Here is a 23,733-nt window from a genome sequence, read left to right as displayed (position 1 = left end):
TTAATTTCATAAAGACTTTAATGCTGTTAGGCATATAAAGAGTTTATGATAATTATATTTTTGAATGATATGTAATTATAAATATATTATGGAGGTAATAATGGAATATAATTCTGGTGAAAAAACCAAATATATTGTCAAAAACAAAGATGAGTTGATGGCAATGGAAGAAAAACCGAAAACAAAAGCGCAAAGAATTCTTGACAGAGTTATTATGTTTCTTCCGGTTCTTATGGCATTGATCCATTTGGCCGAATACTATTACATGCCGAATTACTCTGCAAATACAAACACACATGTTTATGGTGGATTTATTATGGTTTTGGGAGCAGCATGTCTTGTCGGAGCTATTGTGTCTTTGTTTCACAGGAAAACATTTTACTACTACAGAAAAAAGGCACCATTCTACACATTTGTGTTTTTCCTTTTGATGGGCTACGATTTGCTCACTTTAAAAAGTGGAAAACTTATGATGCCGTATTTCCCATGGGTTGACAAGATTATGAACGCTGCAATTCAAGACAGAGCTTATTTGATTGATTGTGTTAAGAATTCGCTTATACTTTTATTCACCGGATATTTCATTGGAGTAGTTCTTGGAATCATAACGGGAATTTTATGTGGATATAGTAAAAAAGTCAGCTATTGGGTAATGCCTTTTATAAAACTTTTGGGACCTATTCCAAGCACAACATGGCTTCCGCTTGTAATGGTTCTTATGAGTTCACTCTTTAAAGGAGCTGTATTTATCATTGCACTCGGTGTATGGTTCTCTGTAACAATTGCAACCATAACGGGGATAACAAATGTAAATAGAGAATATTTTCTTGCGGCAAGAACTCTTGGAGCAAAAGGCAATCAATTAATAACAAAAATTGCTATTCCAAGTGCACTTCCAAGTATTTTACAAGGAATGACACAAGGTATGAGCAGTGCATGTACGGCACTTTTGGTAGCTGAAATGCTAGGGGTTGAATCAGGACTCGGCTGGTATATTACATGGCAAAAATCATGGGCTGAATTCCCTAAGATGTACGCCGCAATAATAATAATTTGTATCACATTTATTATTGTAAACTGGATACTCACAAAGATTAAGAAAGGAGTTCTAAAATGGCAGGAGGATTAAAGACTGAGCTTAAGTTAAACCACGTTTCAAAATCGTTTGCGAGAGCGGATGCTGAAGGCATCACACACGCACTTCAAGATATAAATCTCACGATAAATGATGGTGAGTTTGTATGTATTGTAGGGGCTTCAGGTTGTGGAAAATCTACAATTTTAAGACTTATCGCAGGACTTATTCCACCGACAAGTGGAACTCTTACTCTTAACGGAGAATTAATAGAAGGAACTTCCGCAAAGAGAGGAATGGTTTTCCAAGCACCAACACTTTTTCCGTGGCTTACAGTTGGAGAGAATGTTGCTTTCGGGCTCAAAGTTCAAAATAAAAAAGAAGAACTCCACAGGGTTGATAAACTTCTTGAAATGATTGGACTTTCAGAATTTAAGGATAGTTATCCGAATCAATTGTCCGGAGGTATGGCTCAAAGAGTTTCACTTATAAGGACAATGATCAACGAACCGGCGGTATTTCTTTTGGATGAACCGCTCGGTGCACTCGATGCTTTTACAAGAATGAATATACAGGACGAATTAATAAGTTTGTGGCTCCAAAAGAGAAACACAATGATTATGGTAACTCACGATGTGGACGAAGCAATTTATATGTCCACAAGAATTATAGTTATGGCTCCAAGGCCCGGCAGAGTTCTAAAAGATATTAAAATAGATCTCGAAGAAGGCTTTAGAAATAGAATTTCTGACGAATTTCTAGAATACAGAAAATTAATTATGGACCTATTAAATATGGGTCACAAGGAGGGTAATTTAAATGAACAAATTAATTAAAGTTATTGCCGTTATTATGGCTTGCCTTTTCATGTTTACAGCATGTAAGACAACAGTAAATAATGACAAAAAAGACGACAAAGCTCCGGTTGAAACAACCGACAAGACAGAAGAAACATCAACAGATGCAGCTCCAACAGATGCAGATTCTGAAGAAGAAGCATGGAAGAAAGAACCTGCATACGGCAAGGCTATTAAAATCGGATACAACGGTGGACTTTGTACAGGTGGCCCTGGACTTGCATCAGCACTTGGAATGTTTAAAGAAGAAGGAATCGACACAGAAGTTGTTAACGTTCAATCAAAAGTTGACGCTATCGGAACAGGAAAAGTAGATCTTACATGTGACCACATTGCAACATTACTTGTTCCGGCTGTAAACGGCGTAGATATGGAATTTAAAGCTGCTGCACAAACAGGATGTAAATCTCTTTATGTTCTAGATAAGGGTGAAATCAATTCTACAGCTGACTTAAAGGGAAAAGCTATCGGACTTCCTGACGGAATCGGTAACTCAGACCACAATATCGCTCTAAGATTTTTAAATCACGATGATATCGATCCAAAAGATGTTAAGTTCTTACCTGTAGAAGGAAGTGCTTCAATTTTGGCTCTTGAAAATGGCGAAATCCAAGCAGTTGTTCTTTCCGACCAATTTGCAGAAAAATTTGTAAATGAAGGAAAAATCAAAATGATTCGTTCACTCACATACGATGACGATTTCAAACTTGAACCATGCTGCATATATGCATTCAACAAGACATTTGCAAAAGAAAATCCTATCACAGCAAAGAAGATTACAAAAGTTCTCTTCAAAGTTTCAGATTATATCCAAAACAATATTGAAGAAGCAACACAAACTCTCTTCGACAACAACTGGGCAAGCGGAGACTTCGACCAAGCTGTAAGAATGATGAAATCATACAACTGGCAAGTTACAAACGAAATGACAAGCACAGCTTTAAGAAGTATTTTGGATGACTACAAACAATTCGGCGTTATTACTTCAGACAAATCTACAGATGAACTCTTAGGAGAAGTATGGCACGAAGAAGATTTTAAACACGAAATGAAATAAGAAAGGCTTTAGGTATTAATGAAAAGATTAACAGCAATTTTAGCAGTTGTTCTTGCAAGTTTAATGTTATTTACAGCTTGTAAGACAACAGTAAATGAAGAAAAGAAAGATAGCACCACTACAGAAACACAAACAGAAGAAAATAAAGACACGACAGAAGAAAATAAAGATACTACAGAAGCAAATTCAGAAGTTTCGGAAGAAGAAGCTTGGAAGAAAGAACCTGCATACGGTAAACCGGTTAAAATCGGATACAACGGCGGTCTTTGCACAGGAGCTCCTGGAATTGCAGACGCACTTGGAATGTTCAAAAAACAAGGACTTGACGTTGAACTTGTAAAGATGGACGGAACAGTCGGAACAGTAGATGCTGTTGGAACAGGTAAAGTTGACATGGTTACAAACCACATTTCAGCAATGGTTGTTCCTGCAACAAATGGTATAAACATGGTGTTCAAAAAAGGTGTTCAAACAGGTTGTAAATCTCTTTATGTTCTTAAAGACGGACCTATCAAAAGCACAAAAGATTTAGTTGGAAAAAGTGTTGGTCTTCCTAACGGAATCGGTAACTCTGACCACAATATCGCAATTAGATTTATGAACCACGATGGAATTGACCCTAACGAAATCGTTTGGAAGCCGGTTGAATCATCAGCATCAATTCTTGCTCTTCAAAATGGCGAAATCGACTCTGTAATTCTTTCCGACCAATTTGCTGAAAAATTCATGAACGATGGTACACTTGCTGTTATCAGAAGTTTGACATGGGATGACGACTTCAAAAAAGAAACATGTTGTATATATGCATTCAATAAAGACTTCAATGAACAAAATCCTATCACAGCAAAGAAAATGACAGCTGCACTTTTCGAAGTTTCAGATTATATTGCACACAATGTTAAAGAAGCAACTCAAGTTTTATTTGACAACAATTGGGCAAGCGGCGACTTTGATCAAGCTGTTAGAATGATGGAATCATACGATTGGCAATGTTCAAACAATATGACTGAAAAAACTTTAAAAGATATTTTAGACGACTACAAAAAATTCAATATCGTTACAAATGAAAAATCAAGTGATGAACTTCTTTCAGAACTCTGGAGTCCTGAAGATTTCAAACACGATAACGAAAAATAATGTGAGAGGCGAAATAGCCTCTCTTTTTTTGACTTTATTTTTATGGAATGCTAAAATATAGTTGTACGATTTAGATATAAATCAAAATTTTGGCGCGAAATAACGCATGGAGATTTAAAATGTTTGGATATAAACATCCCGCCAATTATTGGGATAGGTGCAATTAGCGTTTTTATTTAATTTTTAATTGTCAGTTTGCTGACTTATTTTGAATGCGAAAATAAAGGAGAATTAAATATGAAACGCTTTTTAAAATATATCATCCCCTCGATTCTTTCGATGTGGGTGTATGCACTTTACACGATGGTTGACGGTTTTTTTGTGTCGAATTTTTGCGGTGAAATTGAATTTAGTGCAGTAAACATTGCAATGCCTATTGTCACAAGTTTCTTTGCACTCGGAATTTTATTCAGTATCGGAACTCAGGCTTTGGTCGGCTTTAATTTGGGACGAAAAAATATAAAAGAAGCAAATGAGGTTTTTACGACCGGAATTGTTTCGATTTTAATATTTGGAATTTTATATACGGTTCTAATTTTTGTTTTTTTAAAGGATATAATCGGATTTCTTGGAGCAACAAGTGAAACTCATGACTATGTTTATGAATATTTAAGGACAATCGTGCCTTTCGGTGTATTTTTCATGACAACATATCAGCTAGAGGTATTGGTTAAAGTTGATGGCTTTCCTATCATTTCAGCACTTTCTGTTTTGGTTGCGGCACTCACAAATCTAATACTCGACTACATCTTCATTGTGGATTTCGGATGGGATCTTTTCGGAGCTGCATTTGCAACAGGGATTGCACAGGTTGTAAGTACAGTTTTAATGACGGCACACTTTTTAAAACGAAGAGGCAATATTGCTTTTTCAAAAAATATAAACTTTAAAAATTTAAAGAAAACAATTCCGCTGGGAGTTGGAGATGCGATGGCAGAAGTTGCGATTGGATATACAGTTTTACTTTTCAATACCACGCTCCAAAAGTATATGGGACAAGATGGCGTTATAATCTATACCGTCATTTCATATGTATCAATTTTTGCAACGGTTACAATGACCGGGATTGCACAAGGTCTTGCTCCTCTTTTCAGTTTTGAAAATGGAAGAAATGATACAGTAAAAATAAATAAACTTGTAAAATGGGGATTTTTATCGGTTGTATTAATAGGGGCAGTTTTTATTTCTGCGGTTCAATTGTTTTCGAAAGAAATAGTGGGGTTCTTTTTAAGTGAAAGCTCAGAAATATTTAACCATGCAACGGATTCACTTATGAAATATTCGAGTGCATATATATTTATCGGAATAAATGTTTTGATGGTAACACTATTTGCAAGTTTAAGAAAAGGAAAATTTGCGATTTTTATCTCTCTTTTGAGGACACCGATTTTTATAACAATTATAATGAAGATTTATGAGATAGCATTTAGCGGTGACATAATTTGGTTTGTACCGGCAGTTTCGGAAATGCTTACGTGTATTATATCAATGTATCTATTGAATAAAATTGTTTTTAAGAATAAAAAAATGGCTAGTACAAACTAGTCATTTTTTATTATCATCTCATATTCTATTTCATTTTCTTCCTTCGAGCCTGTGATTATCTCTTGATAAACATCCATAAAGAGCTCCAAATCCATTTCTCTGTGGAAGTTTTGAGCAGCATTTTTGTAGATGTCTTCAGACATTTCATTAATGATTTTTTTGTTGGTCGGAGTTGCACCTACTTTTATAAGAAGAAGTCCTTGAAATATTGCGCGAAGAACCGCTGCATCGGATTCGCCATAGTTTAAAATCGGATACAAATGCTCAACCAAAGTTTCCTTGAAAGTTTTACTTGTATAGTAAATGCGAGCCATGCCGTCAGTTTCGATATAGTGGTAGTGACCGTCGACTTTTGCGAGTTCAGAAAGTAAAATACATATTTTCCTTATGCAGTGAATTGCGGTGTTCGGATCGTTAATCCCTGGAGAAAGTGCACGAACTGCTATTTCTGAAATCTTTCGAATTCCTTCTTTGTAATCCTCTTCTGCAATTCTTTTTTGGGTAAAGGTAAACTGCTTTTGAATTTTTTCGATTGTTTCGTAGTCAAAAACATCTCTACTTAAATAAGCAATAGTTGAACCTTTCATAACAAAATCGCCGATTGAAGAGGCGATTGTCAAAACAACGTCCTCCTCTTCGATTAGACTTTTCAATTTATCAAATCCTATAATTTCAAGATATCCCGTTTCATTTGCTAGGAGCTCGACTTGATTTTTTGTTATTTCATCTTCATTTACATATTCAAAATTTCTTGCTTCAATTTCTTTTTCTATCAGTTTTTCTGTATTTTCGGAAATTTCTTCAAGAAGATTTGTATAATTTATGCCGTTTAAAACAGTTTGAACGAAAATTACAAAATAAATCGCTGCCCAAATTGCATAAATAACTCCAATGGTCCCTGCAATAACAAGTCTTTGGTCATGTGAAGCTTCCATAAAATTCAAACTGACAAGACAATATACAAAACCGCCAATGAATATTCCCAACACTTTCATGGTGATCTTCTTGTCCAAAAAGTTTTCAACACTTCGTGGTGTAAATGAATTGTGATAGAGAGAGAAAACTGTTAAAATTGTCGAGAATGTGAAAGTTGTAATTGTTAGAAGAGCTGCTACAAGTGAAGAAAGAACCGTCTTTGCAAGGCTCACACTTGAGAGCATGATGCGGGGAATATTACTCTGTGCACCGGAATAGCTCGAATCGATATATGTAACAATTGCAAGCAAAATCACGGAATATAATATATATTCCAAACAATAAATCCAACGCCTGTTTTTATAGAAGAAAAGTTTTAATTCATTATCCATATTGCACCTCCACAAAAATTATATCACAAATAGCGAAGGTCTTTCAATAAAACAATTTCAATGATTTATGTTATAATATTAATTAAGAATTATGTTTATTTAAATATTTTATGAAAAGAGTGAGTTTATGATATATATAGGTTGCCATTTGTCGATTGGTCTAGGCTATTTTAATATGGCGAAACTTGCGAAAGAGATCGGTGCAAATACTTTTCAATTCTTCACAAGAAATCCACGCGGCGGTGCGATGAAAAAAATTGACGGAGAGGATATGCGTCTATTCAATGAGTTTTTATCGGAAAACAATTTCGGAAAAATTGTCGCCCATGCACCTTATACATTAAATCCTTGTTCTGACAAAGAGAGCGTTAGAGAGTTCGGTAGAAGTGTGATTAGAGAAGATTTGGAAATAATGGAGATGATGCCTGGAAATATTTACAATTTTCACCCGGGCAGTCACGTTGGACAGGGCGTTGATGCTGGAATTAAATTTACTACAGATTTATTGAATGAAGTTCTTCGCGAGGACATGACGACGATTGTTGCAATCGAAACTATGGCGGGGAAAGGAACGGAAATCGGGCGAAACTTTTCCGAAATAAAAAGGATAATTGACGGAGTGGATTTAAAGGAAAGAGTCGGAGTGTGTCTCGACACATGTCACGTTTTCGAGTCGGGGATGGATATAAGAGAGGGGATCGATGAGGTTCTTTTAAACTTCGACAGAGAGATTGGTCTAGAGAAACTTGTCGCGCTTCACTTGAACGATTCAAAGAATGATTGTGGAGCAAAGAAAGACCGACATGAACTCATAGGTAAGGGAAGCATCGGCATCGACGTATTTAAGGAGATTGTAAATGATGAAAGATTAAAAAAGCTCCCGCTTATTTTGGAAACGCCGACCGACGAAGAAGGACACAGAGTTGAGATTGAACTTTTAAGGAGTTTTGAGAAGTAAATGGCAAGGAAACGAATTATAATATTTAATGATTTATGCGGCATTGGAACCGTCGCTCTTAAAATGAACCTGCTAGTCGTTATGGCAAACGGTATTGAAGCGATTTCAGTTCCGACAACTATCTTTTCGGCACCTATGAATTACAAAGGATTCGTTCGAAATAAAATGCCGGAGTTTGAGAATTATGTGGATTCAATTGAAAACATTTATGTAAATTTTAATGCGGCTTTAATCGGCTTTATCGACGACGTGGAGGTCTCAAAAAGAATAACCGACTTCGTTATCAAGCATCGGGAATCAAAGGTCGTTTTGGACCCGATAATGGGCGATAACGGGAAGCTTTATTCGGGAACGAGACTCGAGCAAATTGAGTTTTACAAATCCTTGATACCGCACGCTGAAATTATTCTTCCAAACCTAACAGAAGGTATGATTTTGTCGGGAGTAGATCTTTCGAATTTTAGTGTAAATGACGAGAACTTAAAAATTGAAATATTGAAAAAATTAAAACTCATGGGCGCAAAAAATATTTTGCTAAAAGGTGAGCCGGACGGGGAACATTTCATTAATACATTTTATGATGGCAAAGATATTTATAAAATAAAATCAAAATATATTCACAATAAATTTCATGGCACAGGCGACCTTTTGGGAGGAATGATTGCAGTATTGGCTGCGAATGATGAAATTAATGAAAAGAAGATTTCTGTGGCTCAAAACATAATTTCAGAAATTCTAAAGAATGAAACAGGAGTAGAGGAGCTTCTTCCGGATTTTAAAAAATTGAATATGTATGATTAAAAAATAAAGGCTATGAGTTTTTTACTCACAGCCTTTTTAAATTATTTCTTTATGCGAGAATTTTTTTATCTTCAGATTTTCTAATAATCGGAAGTAGCAGTCCAAGTATAACTATGATTGCAGGGGTTGCAATATTTAATCCCATTTGGACTTTATCAGGTGACCACATACCCATTATACAGCAAGCCAAGGTGATTATAAAGCACCATGCACCTGCGAAAATGCCGAAGCCTTTGTTTTTGATAAATGAATATCCGCGTTCAAGTTCTCCGCGATTTTTCTTAAGTGCGATGTAAGCAACGAATACCCAAAGATATCTTAGAGGCATTGTAACGCCGCCTAATTTTGTAAGCTGTCTCATAACCGTTGCGGCACCAGGTCCGAACATTTGAACAACTGCGATTAGGCCGGAGAGACATGCAACCATTATGATGCCTCTTGTGTATGCACCTTTATCGTTTTTCTTAAGAAGTTTACGTGGGATAAATTTATTTGCATTCGGGTCTTCAAGAAGCATTCTTAAAGGTGCGTCAATGCTTATAAGTAGCGTTGAAAATTGTCCAATCATGTTGCAGAGTGCGTAGATGATTAAGAATAGATTTCCAACGTGATAGTATTCACCGAGTTTTTGGAATGCCCAGTAGGCACCATTTGCAGCATAGGAGTCAAAGTTTGCGTTGATTTCTGCAACGTCAAACATCATACCCATTGCAATTGTTCCGAAAATTGCACTTATAACAACCATAAGTGTTGAGAGCATTATTGTTTTAGGAAATTCTTTTGCTGGATCGCCATTCATTTTATTTACATACGGAGATATTTTTTCGATACCACCTACCGCAAACACCAGAATTGAAAGATTACTTAAAAAGTTTTTGTCAACTTTTGGAAGAAGCGATGCAAATGAATAGTCTTGTTTCAAAAATGCTGAGTTTGGATTTATCACAGGTGCAGCATACATCATAATTATAAATAAAATTCCCATAATGAACATGCTTGAACCTGCCAAAGCACCCAATTTTTTCAACGGGCTGAGACCTCTTGTAGCCATCCAACAGAAGAAAAATAATATTGCTATGGTTGCAAGTTGAACATATATAGTTTTAAAGTTGTCATATATGTCTGCATTTCTAAAAATAATCCAGCTTAAAGCTTTAAGTCCGCCTGAACCTTTACCTGCGATGTATGCAATGTGTACAGCCCAATAAGTCCATCCTGCATAATAAGCGAGTTTTGCATTGGATGTTTCCTGAATCCATGAAGTGACGCCTCCGCCTAAGTGTTTGAAAGCGGAGCCGAGCTCGCCGACCATAAGGGCATAAGGAATGAAGTACAACAAAAACATGCAAATCCAAGGAATAATTACTTGAACACCGTTGAAATAAACGTAGCCGTTTAAAACATTACCGAATCCCCAAAGAGTTGAAAAGCACATGAAAGTCATAGTCATCGTGCTAATCTTTTTTTCTTGTCGTTCCATAAGAACCTCCTTAAAAAAATTTAGTACCATTTGCAACTTCAGATTTATAATTAGTTAAATCGTAATTGCTCCATCTCATTTTGTTTAGTGATTTTTTTCATTATATAAAAATATTGGAAGAAAATAAAGAGATTTTGAGCATATTAAACAAACTGTAATCATTTTATTCTATTTGTAACACTGTTTACAATATAAATATTAAATTATTTCAAAAAGATTAATTATTCGATATAATTAAAGGCAATGAATAATTATCAAATGAGTGCAAACATATAAAAATATATTTGAAATTAAGCGTTTAACGGATTTCAATTTCTAATAATAAAAAATAAAAATTAGTAATAACTGTTTTTGAATTTTATAAATTAACAAATTTGTAAATATTTTGAAACTGTTTTTCTACTGCGTAAAATTTAATAGACGAAAGCTTTATAATTTAAGTTAACATAATTTGTAGTTTAATAAATTATTTTTTGTTATAATATCTGTGGAGGTAAATATGAAACTATTAAAAGAACTTGCAATTTATTTCGGCATTACTTTTATTTCGGAAATTATAGCGAAGCTTATGCCGATAAAAATTCCGCCGTCTATTATAGGCATCGTTATTTTATTTGCTTTGCTTGAACTAAAGGTTTTAAGAACAGAAGATGTGGAAATGACGGGCGATTATATGATTAAGATTATGCCGATACTTTTTGTTCCTGCGGGAGTTGGACTTATTAAATATTTAGATGTATTAAAAATTGTTGCCGTTCCAATGATTTTTGTCATTACTGCTTCAACGGCAATTGTAATGATTACGGTCGGTGTGATTACACAAAAGTTGGTGGAGAAAAAGAAATGATTTTAGGAATTTTATTAACGCTTATAGTTTACTTGCTGATGAATAAACTAAAGGCAAAAACTGGTAAGGATTATTTAAATCCGTTATTTTTAAGTATAATAACAATAATTTTGATTTTATCATTCACAAAAATAGATTACGAGAGTTACAAGGAAGGTGCCGATGTTATAAATCTATTTTTGACACCTGCAACGATTGCACTTGCTATTCCTTTGAGACGCGAGATGAAAAAGCTAAAGAAACATATAAAAGCAATCTTAGTCGGGGTAGTTGTAGGAGTAATCACAAGCGGAGCGTCAATATTTTTAATAAAGCTTGTGTTTAATCTCGAGCAAGAACATTTTTTGAGTTTTCTTCCGAAGAGTATAACAACTGCAATTGGAATCGGACTGAGCGAAGCAATTGGTGGCATTCCTTCGATTACAGTTTTTGCAATAATTATGACGGGTATTTTCGGAAGTATAATATCAAATGGAATATTCAAATTATTTAAAATCAAAAATCCAATCGCACAGGGTTTGGCATTAGGTTCAGCAAGTCACGCAATCGGCACTTCAAAAGCGGCGGAAATGGGCGACGAAGTTGCGGCTGCATCAAGCCTTGCAATGGTTGCGAGCGGAATTGTTACAGTTATTTTTGGAATGTTTTTATAATATTTAAGAAAGCGGCGAAGTTCGCTTTTTTTATTTATATTTAACGTTAATGTGGAAAAGTGCGGAGAAATGTGGTAAGATATAGGTGACGATAAAAAATTATTAGAGGTGATTTTATGAAAATTATGGATGTGCTTAACAGCAAACTTTTATATGTTCTTGTGTTTATAGCACTTGCCACCATTTTCGGAATGTGCGTGTTTTTCTTTAAACGCGCAAGGAAAAGGGCGAAGGAATTGGGCGTCTCAGATGAAAAAATAAAATCGGTTATAAGAAGTTCGATTATTTTTTCAATTGTACCGTCTATTTCGATTATTATCGGACTCATAACACTTGTGCCGATCTTGGGCGTGCCATGGCCATGGTTCCGTCTGTCGGTCGTAGGAAGTCTTCCGTATGAAATAACTGCGGCAGACCAAGCTGTAAAAGCAGCGGGATTTTCGTCGCTTGACAATTTCCTAAGCACAGGAACAGCCGATGTAGTTGGAGCAATACTTTTCGTCATGAGTATTGCGATTATGGGTGGAATGATTTTTAACATTTTTGTACTTAAAAAAATGCACGTTGGAGTTGTGAAGGCCGGAGAAAAAGATACTCCTGTAATAGACCTTCTACTCTCAGTTTTGGTTGTCGGCATGATGAGCGTTTTCGTTCCGGCACAATTTGTAATTTCAAAAGTTCACGCTTGTACACTTATCATTAGTGCTGTAACAACCATGCTTTTAAGTTGGATTGCAAAAAAATACAATGTAAAATGGTTGGGCGATTTCATAATGAGTTTTGCACTTATTATCGGAATGGTCAGTGCAGTATTTTTGGAAAAGATTTTGTTGTAAGGAGAAAAATATGAAAATAAGCAGTTATATGGAAAAAACTTATAAATATGGAATCTATGCAACACTAATCGCAATTCTTCTTATGCTCGGCATACCTGCAATAATTTGCTCGGTTTACAATATTTGGCCGAAGCCGGCACTTGTAGCATCTGTTGCAGGACCACTTCTTGCACTTTTTGTACCGACAACGCTTGCAGAACAACTTACAATGATTCCAATTGCAGGAACAACCTGCTATTTGAATTCGATTTTGGGAAATGTAATGAATATAAAATTCCCTTGCTATCTAAATGCAATAAACACCGTTAACCATCAACCTGGAACAGAGGAAGCTGACGTTGTCGGAATGATTGCAATAACCGTTTCAGGCATGGTAACAATGCTTATTGTTGCACTCGGAGTTGTGCTTTTGGTTCCTTTAAAGCCGATTCTTGAAAAGCCGGGATTTATTACGGCGACAAATTATATTCTTCCTGCACTTTATGGAAGTATGGGAATAACCGCATTTTTAGGAACATCGGCAGGCAGCTTTAAAGCAAAAAACAAACCGCTTGTTGCTGTAATTGACCTTATTCTCGTTTTCGGATATATATATTTGATTCAAAGCATCGCCGGCAAAGAAGGTTATGCAATGCTTTTGATGTTAATTATCTCGATGGGAATTGCATATGCACTATACAAAGCTAAAATCATAAAGATGGAAAAGAAAAACTGATAAAAGCCGCCTATGACGGCTTTTTTTATTTGTGCATATCGAGGTTAATATGGGGTATTATTAATATGAGGTGCTTGTATGAAAAATTTGATTTTAGCAGGCGGAGGACATGGGCATATAAATATTTTAAAAAGGCTTATAAAATCTCCACTGAAAGATATAAATATAACTCTTATAACAGATTATGGAAGACAATATTATTCGGGCATGCTCTCCGGTTTTGTCGAAGGGATTTATACGGAAGATGAAATTTCTTTTGATGTTAGAGAGCTTTCCAAACGGGCTAATGTGAATTATGTGGAAGAGGAGATTATATCGATTGACAAAAATAAAAAAGTGGTCACGACAGAAAATGATGAATACAGTTATGATTTTTTGTCAATCAATTTAGGGAGTATGGCAAATGTAAATTTTCCGGTGGATGATAACGGAGTTTTAAATGTGAAGCCGATTTCGGAACTTATTGAAACAAAAGAGAGTTTTCTAAAAAAAGGGTTTAAAGATGAAGTGAAAAAGATTTATTTTATAGGCGGCGGAGCGTCGGGGGTTGAACTTGCATTTTCTTTCAGAGAGGCGTTTAAAAACTTCGACATCACAATTATAACCTCGGGTGAAATTTTGGAGAATTTTAACGAGAAATCAAGAAAGAAAGTTAGAAAGTTGTTAAACAAGAAAAATATAAATTTGGTTGAAGGCAGCTTTGTTACAGAAATTAAAAACCACACCATTATAACTGAAAGCGTGAACTACGAATTTGACTATGTATTTCTCACCTCAGGCTTTAAAGGTGTGGATGTTAAATATATCGATTTTGATGTTGACAACAGGAATTATGTAACGGTCGACGAGAGACTTATGGTCGATGAAAGCACTTTTTCAATGGGCGACTCGGCGAATATTTACAAGTATCCTAATCTTACAAAAGCAGGAGTTTTTGCAATAAGAGAAGCACCATTTCTACTTGAGAATTTAATGAGTGCACTAAAAAACAGTGGAGACAAGAAGAGTTATGAGCCGCAGCTTAAATATTTGCAAATTTTAAATTGCGGTGGCAAGAAGGCAATCATGAACTATGGAAAATTTTCGTTTTATGGAAGACTTTCGTGGTGGCTCAAGGATAAGATTGACAGAAAATATATGGAAATATAGCTGGAGGGAATATGTATTGTAAAAATTGTGGAAAGAAAATAGATGACGATTCAAAGTTCTGTAGATTTTGCGGTGAGAAGACGGATGCTCAAGAAAATTTTACTAACATTCACAATCGAAAGAAATCCGAACTTGGGTATTTTTCAAAAGCACTTCTTATGACCGTTGCAATAATTGCGATTGTGTTAGTTGCAAGTTATTTCTTTTTTGACTTCGGCTATGAATACAAAAAAGGAAACTTTGAGAAAATTGCGGAAAAATATCCGGTGACAAAAACTCGAGATATGGATTATGAAAAAAGGCTAAAAATTATCGACTCATATATCAAAGCGGGCAGAGGAGACGAAGTACACGATGAATTAAAAGAAATATTTAAAGAGAAGTCAGTGCTTGATTTTAAAACGCCGCTTGAAGCAAGGCTATATATCGCTTATTTAAAAAATGAGATTGACGATTTTGATTTCAGGGAGCCATTTAAATTTCTTGCAAAACCGTTTCAAGAGAACGAAGTTTTGGACAAAGGAAGAAAAGAAATCTTAGAAATGTTTGAAAAAATGAATCCGGATAAATTGGTAAACTATGTCACTGAAAATTATAATAAAATAGATTTCAATGAGATGGTTGACAATATTGAAAAAGAAATTTCTGAAAATACTGAGCTTGAGGCGATGAAAAGGACTATAAACAATGTCTACGATTCGATAAACGACTATGGTAAAAAGGCGACAAAGGCGATTTTTGATTATTCGAATGAACAGGCGAAAAATGTAAAGAACGGCGCCGAAAAAAGTTGGGAATATTTAAATGATGCGTACAAGAAAAACATGGATTCTATAAATAAGTTTTTCAAAAGTGAAAACATGAAGAAGCTGAGCGAATACATGGGAAAGGAAAAGTTTGAGGAAATGTTCTCGAAGAGCGTTGAAGCTACAACGGATTTTTCAAAGAAGAGCTACGAAAAAATCGGGAACGGTTACGAGATGGGAAAGATTGCGATGCAAAATTTTCTGAAAGAAGCGGAAGAATATTTAAAAAATATAAATGTATTTGACTTTTTAAAAAGTACGTCGAGCGATATTTGGAAAATTTTCAAATCAGGTGACGAAAAATAATTATACAAAAAAGAGCTTGTTTCCAATTGGAAATACAAGCTCTTTTAATTAGTCTATTTTTATATCTTTGCCTTCGAGAATTAAATTCATATTTTTCATAGAGCACATTGCACCGCACATTGTGCAAGTATGTTCGTCGGTCGGTTGTGACTCCGCTCTGTATCGTCTGGCTTTTACGGGGTCAATTGCGAGCTCGAACATGCCTTCCCAATCAAGTTTTTGGCGACGTTTACTCATCTCGAGATCCCATTCTTTAGCACTTTTAATTTTGTTAATATCACCGGCGTGTGCTGCAATTTTTGCAGCGATGATACCTTCTTTAACATCGTCAACATCAGGGAGTCTCAAATGCTCCGCAGGAGTTACATAGCAAAGGAAGTCGGCTCCGTGCGCTGCGGCGATTGCACCACCTATGGCAGATGTTATGTGATCATATCCGGGAGCAATATCGGTTACAAGCGGTCCCAACACATAGAAAGGGGCATTGTGGCAGAGTTTTTTTTCAAGTTTTACATTCATTTCAATATCTCCAATCGGAACATGGCCCGGTCCTTCAATCATAACTTGCACATCCTTTTCCCAAGCTCTTTTTGTAAGCTCTCCGAGAGTGATAAGTTCTGAAATTTGTCCAGGGTCAGTCGCATCGGCAATACCACCAGGGCGAAGCGAGTCGCCGAGTGAGAGTGTCACGTCATATTCTCTACAAATTTCCAAGAGTTCATCATAATATTCATAAAATGGATTCTCTCTATCGTTCATCTTCATCCATCCGAAAAGAAGGGAACCGCCCCTCGAAACAATTTCGTTTACACGCCTGTTTCTTAAATATATTTCTGAATTTTGTCTGTTAATTCCGGCGTGAATGGTCACGAAATCGACTCCGTTTTCGGCATGATTTCTGACAACATCAAGAAATTCTTCAGCTTTAATAAAACTTAGCCCCTTGTCGAGAAAACCGACGGCATCGTACATTGGCACAGTTCCAATCATAGCGGTTGATTTTTCGAGGAGTTTCTTTCTAAACTCTTGAGTCTTTCCGTAATTCGAAAGATCCATTATCGCTTCGGCACCGAGACTGAGAGCCATGTCGACTTTTTTCATCTCCAGGTCCATATCATTTATATCCTTAGAAATACCGAGATTTACATTTATTTTTGTCTTTAATCCTGTACCGATTCCTTCAGGAGAAATGGAGTTGTGATTCTTATTTCTTGGAATAATTACTTCGCCGATTGCTATTTTTTCTAACAAATAATCTGTTGAAACGCCTTCTTTTTCGGCTACAATTTTCATTTCGTCAGTTACAAAGCCATGTTTAGCAGCTTCCATTTGTGTCTTATATTTCATAAATAAAAAAACCTCCAATAATACAGGGGTTCCTCTTGCATCCCTACGCAGGCATTATCCTACAGGTTCAAATGGTCTAACTCAAAGTTACTCTCAGCAAAAAGCTCCCACAATATTCGTAACATCATTATAATACAAAAAATAAAATATTTAAAATGGATAATTTACATACGTATTTATTTGTGGTACAGTATAAAAAGGAGGGGTTCAATGAAAAAAGTTATTGATTATTTCTTTGAAACGTTAACAGTCACGCTTACATTTTATGTAGTGACATGTTTTTCGATTTCGTTTCAAAGCGTTCTAAAAGTTTTTGTGCGTGTGTTAAACGTCGCTCTTATAGCAAATTTTTATGAAAATTTAAAATGTAAATATAGTAAAAAGGCTGCGGCTTTAATAGTCGCAATATCAATTGTCATTTTAATTTTTATGGTGTATTTTATAGGCTATTTCAAAGTGGATGGGACAATTTCAAAATTAAGATAAAAGATGCAACCGAAATTGGCTGCATCTTTTTTATATTTATTATACTATGCTTTTGGAATATTGTTGTTCATAAGGTGTAAAATTTCGATATCGGTTTCTCGCATACCTTCCTTTGCGACGTGGCCGACGTTTTTAACGGTTTCTTCTGCTTCATTTGCAACTATGCCTTCGCCGGGACGGAAGTGTCTACCTCTTTTTGCCATCTCATAAGCGAGGATGGAAGCATTTACAGAAGTCGCAATTTTTGAAGCACATGAAGACTTTGCACCGTCGCACACAATGCCGCTTGTGGTTGCAAGTGTATTTGTAAGTGTGTTTTTAATAATGTCAAAAGACTCATCATATAGATAAGCAATACCACAACCTGCTGCTGCACCTGCGGACACAGCACCGCAATATGCGGATAGATCACCGATATATCTTTTTTGGTGGATTGCTATAAGATTTGTGAAGACAAGTGCTCTCATAAGTTTTTCTTCACTCACTCCAAGTTCTTTTGCATAAACGACAATCGGCAGTGTGCAGGTCATACCTTGATTGCCGCTACCGGAGTTTATAACAACAGGAAGTGCACATCCGTTCATTCTTGCATCCGAACCTGCGGCTGCCATTGCGATGGCTCTTGTACGTACACTGTTGTCTCCGATTTCCAAAGTTGTCTTTCCGACACATTCGCCCCAATCGTGAGTCATACCTTCTTTGGAGATGGCTGTATTGTAGTCTATTTGCCTTTTTATAACAGTTTTTATGTCGTCAATCTTAACCGTATTTGCAAATTCATAAATTTCATCGAGATTCAAAAGCTCTTTTTTGGAATTTTCTTTTTTGAGAATATTTTCTCCCTTAAAAATTATATCTCCATTTTTTTCTATATAAGTAATATTGTCGTGCTTTGAAATGACTTCAACAACGGCTCTGTCATTGTCAGCAATTTGCTCAATTTCAATATAAAGATTGTCTACGCCTTCTTTGAGTTTTACATTGCAAATTCCGTCGTTCACAAGCTTTCTTGTCAGTTCAGCATCTTCTTTTGACGCTTTTGAAATAACTTCAAGACCGAGCGAACTGTCGCCGGCAACCGCACCCAAAACTGCAGCGGCTTCGACACCTTTTTGTCCGTTCGAATTCGGGACAAGCACTGCTTTTACATTTTTTATTATGTTTCCGCTACAAGTTGCTGTAATTTTTTGCGGGAGCTTCCCCAAAATTTCTCTGCACTTTGCTGAAGCGAGTGCAATGGCAATTGGCTCCGTACAACCCATAGCAGGTTTTAATTCGCTTTCAAGAATTTCGATATAAGTACTATAAATTTCACTGTTCATTATAAACAATCCTCCCAAACATTATTCTAACATTTTATTGTGATTTCGGCAACATTTAAAAGTAGTTTTATAAAAATAATTTACTTATAAGCAAATAAAAACTGTCGAGGCATTTTTGTCTCGACAGTTGGAATTAATCTTTGTCTTTTGAAATTTCACAGTATTTACAATCAATTGCATTCACAAGGTCGTCAGGATTGATTTTTATCTGAACACCAATTTTTCCGCCGCTTATAAAAATATAATCCTTGCCACTTGCACTTGAATCGAGAAATGTTTTAAATTCTTTCTTCATACCGACAGGTGAACAACCGCCATGAACATATCCGGTCAAAGGAAGGAGCTCCTTTTGAGGAATCATTTCAATATTTTTTGTTCCGGCTGCAGATGCAGCTTTTTTTAAATCCAGTTCCTTTTCAGCGGGCACAACAAAAACGAAATGTTCCTTTTCTCTCGAAACGGTAACTAAGGTTTTATAAATTCTTGATGGATCTTCTCCGGTCGATTTTGCAACGTCAAGTGCTGAAATTCCACTCGATGCGTCATATTCAATTTCGTTATAATTTATTTTTTTGCTGTCGAGAATTCTCATGGCGTTTGTCTTTTTCATTTTCTACCTCTACAAATTTCTATATTCTTTAATTTTATTGAGCACAGCTTCGGTAAAACTTGTGGTTAAAAAATCATCTACATTCATTTGCTCTGTGACATCGTGAAGAGAATGAACCGCAAAGCGTTCTATTTTATATTTTTTTGCTGCTTCTTCTACAATAGCGACCAATACATCTGTAATCGTATAATTTGAGTCAAGCGAAAGATCACTTGCAGCTTTTGGAAGATATTCTTCAAAAAAGATTCTGTAAATCGAACTTTTTTTGTATTCTGATTTATTCTTTTCAAAATATTTGAATAGATGTTTTTTGAAAATTGTTAGGGCTTCATTTTCTGTAATAGATTCAAAATAATATTCCTTGCCAATTAACTTTTTAACAACTCTAATTGCATCGTAGAATCCAAGGTTTATCAGTTTGTCTGCTTTTTCGGAGTCAAAATTGAGAGTTGAGTTTACTTTTTCGCGCGGCTCAATAACTATTGAATTTTTCGGAAATTTTCCATCTCTGTAGTCTTTCGGATTCACCCTTATAATCACCGGAGTGAGGCCCAAAGACTCAATCATGCTGTATGGAATCTTGTTGTAAAAGCCGCCGTCTAAAAAATATTTTCCGTTAAGCGGTTCCATTTTAAAAACCGGAAGATATGCACTTGCAATTATATAATCTAAAAGTTGTCCATTCGGAATATCCTCAGAAAAGAGTTCTTCACCTTTTTTATCAGTCACATTTACAGTGACGAGTCCAAATTTCATTTTCGAATTTCTTATTTTTTTCTCGTTGAGTCCGTTGTAGACGAGTTCTCTTAAAGGTGTCAAAGGAATTGTGCCCTTGTGCATAACTTTAACAAGCTCTTTTAAAACCGTCAAAAAGTCAGCATCTTCTTTTATTTCCGGCATTATAGACATCGAATCAGTTCTTACAGGTTCTTTCAAAGTTTGATTTGTCCATATTTTTACACATTTTTCAACTTCGCCTGAAGCGATGAATGCTCCGTTAATAGCTCCTATAGAAGTGCCGGCAACAGCTTCAAACTCAAAGCCCATTTCTTTAAGTCCCAAGTACGCACCGATTTGATATGAGCCTTTGGCTCCACCACCTTCTAGTGCTAGACCATATTTCTTTTTCATGTATTGATCCTTTCTGATATATGTTTATATTAATTTGGGTATATTTATGGTAATATATCTATATTTTAAATATACTATATTATTTATTAATTTTCAATGGTTGGAGGTAACAAATGATTATAACAACAACAAACAGTATTGAAGGCAAAGTCATAGATGAATATATGGACATTGTATTCGGAGAAGTCGTGTCTGGGGTAGACTTTATAAGAGATATAGGTGCGGGGCTTCGAGATTTTTTCGGAGGACGTAGCAAAGGCTATGAGAAAGAACTCTTGGAGGCGAGAGAAGAAGCAATTGAAGAAATGAAAGAACGAGCAACGAGAATGGGTGCAGACGCTGTAGTTGGATGCAAAATGGATTATGAAGTTTTGGGTCAAGCGGGTTCCATGCTCATGGTTACTGTTTCAGGCACAGCCGTGAAATTAAGAAGTGTGGAGTAGATGAGAATAAATAGTTTTAAAAACGGATTAGTCCTTATCGGATTAATTTTCATGCTCACAATTTCCGGATGCAAAAATAAAAAAACTGATATAAATTCGAACGATAAAAATGAAAATAAAGTCGCAGAGGATTCAAATGCAAACTCGAAGCAAGCTGATTATTTAAGTGATTTTGAATTCGCATTTGACACGCTAAAGACTTATTATCCGTTTTTTGATGTGAACAAAAAGTTAAATGACATAGATTTTTTGTCAATGCACGATGAATTTAAGTCGTGGATTTCAGAGTGTAAAAATGACGATGAATTTTTTGACACGATGGATGAAATTCTTTCTTATGCAAATAATGGACACACAAACATGGTCCCGATTGAAGAAGGAAATTTTTTTCACACGATTTATTTTGATTCAACATTTAATCCTGAGCTAAAGAGAATTTCTGAAACTTATGAAAATCCATTGGTTAAAGAAAGGTATAAAATTGTAGCGGACTATAAACTTGAAAACGATGCACATGAAGGGTCAGGCGAAAAGGAAACTTCAAATGTAATCGCTAAAGATTATGTTGACGGACGAATCGCATATATTAAAGTCAAAGAAATGCGAATTAAAAGAGACAAAGATATCGAGGTTTTAAATAAATACCTGGACAAAATAAAAAATTATGATGCACTTATCATCGACATTCAAGGAAATCCGGGAGGAGATTCAACCTATTGGCAGGATTATTTGATTCCCAAAATTACAAATAGACCGTTAACACAAAACGTATATTCATTTATGAAAAAAGGAAAAATTTTTGAAGATATTTTTGAACTTTACGGCTATGAAGATGTGACGGAAGATGTGATGGAAGAGCTGGATTTTCCGGAAGTCACTTCTGAGATTGCTAAGAAATTCGACAAGTATTCTTTTGAAGCGATTACAGTTGAGCCGTCGGAAAAGTCAATAAATTTTGGTGGAAATATTTATCTTTTGGTAGATAGAGATGTTTTTTCGTCTGCTGAAGCACTTGCCTCATTTGCAAAGGAAACGGGGTTTGCTACACTTGTAGGTGAAAAAACAGGTGGCGACGGTATAGGCACAGACCCGTATCAAGTTGACCTTCCGAAGACCGGTTTTGTGATGCGTTTTCCGAAAGAACTTGGAATCACTGAAAGAGGTGTGATTGATGAACTTGAAAAAACAACGCCTGACATTAAGATTATTTCAAATGAAGAAAATATAAACGAGGATTCAAAGAAAAAGGTACTTGAAATAGAAGATGAGAACGCTGAAAAATATATGAATAAGGCATCTTAGTTTGGAGGATCAATTGAAAAAGCAAAGGGTTATTTCGGCAACAGTAATAACTTTTGATGGCATTAAAATAAAAGTCATTAAAAAAACAAGTATGAAAAATCTATATTTGCGAGTGAAACAGGGGAGCGGTGAAATTGTTTTGACTGCTCCCAAAGTTTCCGATGAATATATAATGAAATTCATTGAAAAGAATATAGACGTCTTGAAAAAACACATAGAGGATTTAAAGAAAAGAAATTTAGATACTGACAAAAAATATATTGATGGTGAGACACATTTTCTATGGGGACGGCCTTATACACTTCGTATTCTCGATTCTAAAAAACATTTGTCAAAGGGCGATGACGAGATTTTTATTTATGTAAAAAAAGCTGATGATTCAGAGGAAATAAAGAGAAAATTAAATGAGTATTATCGTGAAGAGATAAAAATTAAGCTTGCGACTTTTGTCGATATGGCGAAAAATATGACCGGAGTTTCTCCAAACGAAGTCCGAATAAAAAACATGAAAACAAGATGGGGCTCATGCAACATTCGAGACAGGAGAGTTTGGGTGAGTTTGAATCTTGCAAAATACGATGAGATTTGTCTTTTATATATTTTAATACACGAATTTACACATTTAAAAGAGAAAAATCATACAAAAAAATTTTATAAACTCCTTGATAATTCTTTTTCTATGAGAAAAGAATGTGATGAAATTTTAAATAAGAGATTATAAAACATCTAACTGAACGATGTTTTATTTTTTTGTGTTTGATAAAATGTTCGACAAACTTGCAGAATGAAAATAAAAACTACAAAAATATGACTTTGAAAAAAATTTTTTTGTATTAAAAGTAAGAATGTTATAGGAATAGTACCATATATGGTGCTCTTACTAAATATTTTATCACGATAATAAATTTAAAACTTGCAAGTTCTGCAACTTTTTTTCAAAATCTTGCAGAAATGGTGATTTATATCACTTATAAACGCTTAAAGCGTAAAATTCTGCAATTTTTTTTAAAAATATTGCAGAATGATTTACGCGGTTATTATGGTTTTCAACTGTATATTGTGACTTGCAAAGCATTTCTGCATTGAGTATAATGGAGTTGACGATATTATTAAGGAGGATTTAATATGGCTAGAGACAAGAAAACACTGGTAGTTGGTGTTATCGGTTCAGACTGTCATGCAGTCGGTTTAAGAATTTTGGACCACGCATTTGAGCAAGCGGGTTTTAATGTAGTTAACATTGGGGTGTTATCACCGCAAGAAGACTTCATAAACGCTGCAATTGAAACAAATGCGGCTGCCATTTGTGTAAGCTCACTTTATGGTCAAGGAGAACTTGACGTTCAAGGTATGAGAGACAAGATGAATGAAGCAGGTTTGGATGACGTTTTGCTTTACATAGGCGGAAACGTAGTTGTAGGTAAACAAGACTTTGACGAGGTCAAAAAGCGTTTCTATGATATGGGATTCAATCAATGTTACCCACCGGGAACATCACCTGAAACCACTATAAAAGATTTAAAACACGATTTAAATATAACGGATTAGTTATCAAAATTAATT

24 protein-coding genes are annotated in these 23,733 nt (G+C 35.3%); 18 read left to right on the top strand and 6 right to left on the bottom strand.

Annotated elements, in window-relative coordinates:
• The first annotated feature begins 100 nt into the window (after positions 1-100).
• The 5 genes from C7381_RS03765 (at position 101) to C7381_RS03745 (ending at position 5,671) form a co-directional block, all read left to right on the top strand.
• Complete coding sequence (locus tag C7381_RS03765) at positions 101-1,129, top strand: ABC transporter permease (protein ID WP_116479943.1); 1,029 nt, start codon at positions 101-103, stop codon at positions 1,127-1,129.
• Positions 1,114-1,911, top strand: coding sequence for an ABC transporter ATP-binding protein (locus C7381_RS03760; protein ID WP_034546426.1), 798 nt, complete (start codon positions 1,114-1,116; stop codon positions 1,909-1,911). The genes C7381_RS03765 and C7381_RS03760 overlap by 16 nt, the downstream gene beginning before the upstream one ends.
• Entirely contained in the window at positions 1,895-2,989 is a 1,095-nt protein-coding gene (locus tag C7381_RS03755; protein WP_245893719.1) for an ABC transporter substrate-binding protein, read from the top strand. Before C7381_RS03760 ends, C7381_RS03755 begins: the two co-directional genes overlap by 17 nt.
• Before the next feature lie 18 nt (positions 2,990-3,007).
• Positions 3,008-4,126 carry an ABC transporter substrate-binding protein gene (locus tag C7381_RS03750; RefSeq protein ID WP_116479942.1) on the top strand — a complete coding sequence of 373 codons (1,119 nt, stop codon included), beginning with the start codon at positions 3,008-3,010 and terminating at the stop codon, positions 4,124-4,126.
• Positions 4,127-4,363: 237 nt separating this feature from the next.
• On the top strand, positions 4,364-5,671 hold the full coding sequence (locus C7381_RS03745; RefSeq protein ID WP_116479941.1) for an MATE family efflux transporter: 1,308 nt from the start codon (positions 4,364-4,366) through the stop codon (positions 5,669-5,671).
• Here the strand turns inward: C7381_RS03745 and C7381_RS03740 are convergent.
• Positions 5,668-6,978, bottom strand: a complete 1,311-nt coding sequence (locus C7381_RS03740) for a DUF2254 domain-containing protein (RefSeq protein WP_116479940.1) — start codon at positions 6,976-6,978, stop codon at positions 5,668-5,670. The two genes, C7381_RS03745 and C7381_RS03740, sit on opposite strands and share 4 nt — an antisense overlap.
• 127 nt (positions 6,979-7,105) lie before the next feature.
• Between C7381_RS03740 and C7381_RS03735 the strand changes: the two genes are divergently transcribed.
• Both C7381_RS03735 and C7381_RS03730 read left to right on the top strand, forming a co-directional pair.
• Positions 7,106-7,936 carry a deoxyribonuclease IV gene (locus C7381_RS03735; protein WP_116479939.1) on the top strand — a complete coding sequence of 277 codons (831 nt, stop codon included), beginning with the start codon at positions 7,106-7,108 and terminating at the stop codon, positions 7,934-7,936.
• On the top strand, positions 7,937-8,737 hold the full coding sequence (locus C7381_RS03730; RefSeq protein WP_116479938.1) for a bifunctional hydroxymethylpyrimidine kinase/phosphomethylpyrimidine kinase: 801 nt from the start codon (positions 7,937-7,939) through the stop codon (positions 8,735-8,737).
• Positions 8,738-8,786: 49 nt separating this feature from the next.
• Here C7381_RS03730 and C7381_RS03725 read toward each other — a convergent pair whose 3' ends face one another.
• Entirely contained in the window at positions 8,787-10,217 is a 1,431-nt protein-coding gene (locus C7381_RS03725) for an APC family permease (RefSeq protein WP_034546435.1), read from the bottom strand.
• A gap of 499 nt (positions 10,218-10,716) precedes the next feature.
• Here C7381_RS03725 and C7381_RS03720 point away from each other — a divergent pair, with 499 nt between their 5' ends.
• From C7381_RS03720 to C7381_RS03695, 6 genes are all read left to right on the top strand, one after another.
• Complete coding sequence (locus C7381_RS03720) at positions 10,717-11,064, top strand: CidA/LrgA family protein (protein ID WP_034546437.1); 348 nt, start codon at positions 10,717-10,719, stop codon at positions 11,062-11,064.
• Entirely contained in the window at positions 11,061-11,717 is a 657-nt protein-coding gene (locus C7381_RS03715; protein ID WP_116479937.1) for an LrgB family protein, read from the top strand. Before C7381_RS03720 ends, C7381_RS03715 begins: the two co-directional genes overlap by 4 nt.
• Positions 11,718-11,833: 116 nt before the next feature.
• Positions 11,834-12,553: a DUF5058 family protein gene (locus C7381_RS03710; RefSeq protein ID WP_034546441.1), complete on the top strand. Its 720-nt coding sequence runs from the start codon at positions 11,834-11,836 to the stop codon at positions 12,551-12,553.
• A 10-nt stretch (positions 12,554-12,563) separates the two neighbouring features.
• Positions 12,564-13,268 (top strand): hypothetical protein, encoded by a 705-nt coding sequence (locus tag C7381_RS03705; protein WP_116479936.1) that lies wholly within the window; start codon positions 12,564-12,566, stop codon positions 13,266-13,268.
• 78 nt (positions 13,269-13,346) lie between these two features.
• Positions 13,347-14,417 (top strand): NAD(P)/FAD-dependent oxidoreductase, encoded by a 1,071-nt coding sequence (locus C7381_RS03700; protein ID WP_116479935.1) that lies wholly within the window; start codon positions 13,347-13,349, stop codon positions 14,415-14,417.
• Between the two features lie 11 nt (positions 14,418-14,428).
• Positions 14,429-15,529, top strand: coding sequence for a zinc ribbon domain-containing protein (locus C7381_RS03695; RefSeq protein ID WP_116479934.1), 1,101 nt, complete (start codon positions 14,429-14,431; stop codon positions 15,527-15,529).
• Positions 15,530-15,577: 48 nt separating this feature from the next.
• Here C7381_RS03695 and thiC read toward each other — a convergent pair whose 3' ends face one another.
• A complete protein-coding gene (thiC, locus tag C7381_RS03690; RefSeq protein WP_116479933.1) occupies positions 15,578-16,876 on the bottom strand; it encodes a phosphomethylpyrimidine synthase ThiC in 1,299 nt (432 codons plus the stop codon).
• 210 nt (positions 16,877-17,086) lie between these two features.
• On the opposite strand from thiC, the gene C7381_RS03685 reads away from it, so the two are divergent.
• Complete coding sequence (locus C7381_RS03685; protein ID WP_116479932.1) at positions 17,087-17,362, top strand: hypothetical protein; 276 nt, start codon at positions 17,087-17,089, stop codon at positions 17,360-17,362.
• 44 nt (positions 17,363-17,406) lie between these two features.
• On the opposite strand, the gene C7381_RS03680 is transcribed toward C7381_RS03685, so the two are convergent.
• From C7381_RS03680 to C7381_RS03670, 3 genes are all read right to left on the bottom strand, one after another.
• Positions 17,407-18,684, bottom strand: coding sequence for an L-cysteine desulfidase family protein (locus tag C7381_RS03680; protein ID WP_116479931.1), 1,278 nt, complete (start codon positions 18,682-18,684; stop codon positions 17,407-17,409).
• Positions 18,685-18,817: 133 nt separating this feature from the next.
• The gene (gene ybaK, locus C7381_RS03675) at positions 18,818-19,294 is read right to left on the bottom strand and encodes a Cys-tRNA(Pro) deacylase (protein WP_116479930.1); all 477 of its coding nucleotides are present in this window, start codon (positions 19,292-19,294) and stop codon (positions 18,818-18,820) included.
• 9 nt (positions 19,295-19,303) lie between these two features.
• Positions 19,304-20,425 carry a patatin-like phospholipase family protein gene (locus tag C7381_RS03670; protein ID WP_116479929.1) on the bottom strand — a complete coding sequence of 374 codons (1,122 nt, stop codon included), beginning with the start codon at positions 20,423-20,425 and terminating at the stop codon, positions 19,304-19,306.
• A gap of 113 nt (positions 20,426-20,538) precedes the next feature.
• On the opposite strand from C7381_RS03670, the gene C7381_RS03665 reads away from it, so the two are divergent.
• The 4 genes from C7381_RS03665 to glmS all read left to right on the top strand — a co-directional run bounded on the left by C7381_RS03665 (position 20,539) and on the right by glmS (position 23,718).
• Positions 20,539-20,868: a YbjQ family protein gene (locus C7381_RS03665; protein ID WP_116479928.1), complete on the top strand. Its 330-nt coding sequence runs from the start codon at positions 20,539-20,541 to the stop codon at positions 20,866-20,868.
• The gene (locus C7381_RS03660) at positions 20,869-22,170 is read left to right on the top strand and encodes a S41 family peptidase (protein WP_116479927.1); all 1,302 of its coding nucleotides are present in this window, start codon (positions 20,869-20,871) and stop codon (positions 22,168-22,170) included.
• Between the two features lie 13 nt (positions 22,171-22,183).
• On the top strand, positions 22,184-22,891 hold the full coding sequence (locus C7381_RS03655) for a M48 family metallopeptidase (protein WP_116479926.1): 708 nt from the start codon (positions 22,184-22,186) through the stop codon (positions 22,889-22,891).
• A gap of 404 nt (positions 22,892-23,295) precedes the next feature.
• Positions 23,296-23,718: a methylaspartate mutase subunit S gene (gene glmS, locus C7381_RS03650; protein WP_034546465.1), complete on the top strand. Its 423-nt coding sequence runs from the start codon at positions 23,296-23,298 to the stop codon at positions 23,716-23,718.
• Positions 23,719-23,733: the final 15 nt, after the last annotated feature.

It is taken from the genome of Ezakiella coagulans (assembly GCF_003096635.1).
Lineage (GTDB): Bacteria > Bacillota > Clostridia > Tissierellales > Peptoniphilaceae > Ezakiella > Ezakiella coagulans.
Note: the sequence above shows the minus strand (reverse complement) of the source record. Positions and strands in the feature narration are given on the sequence as shown.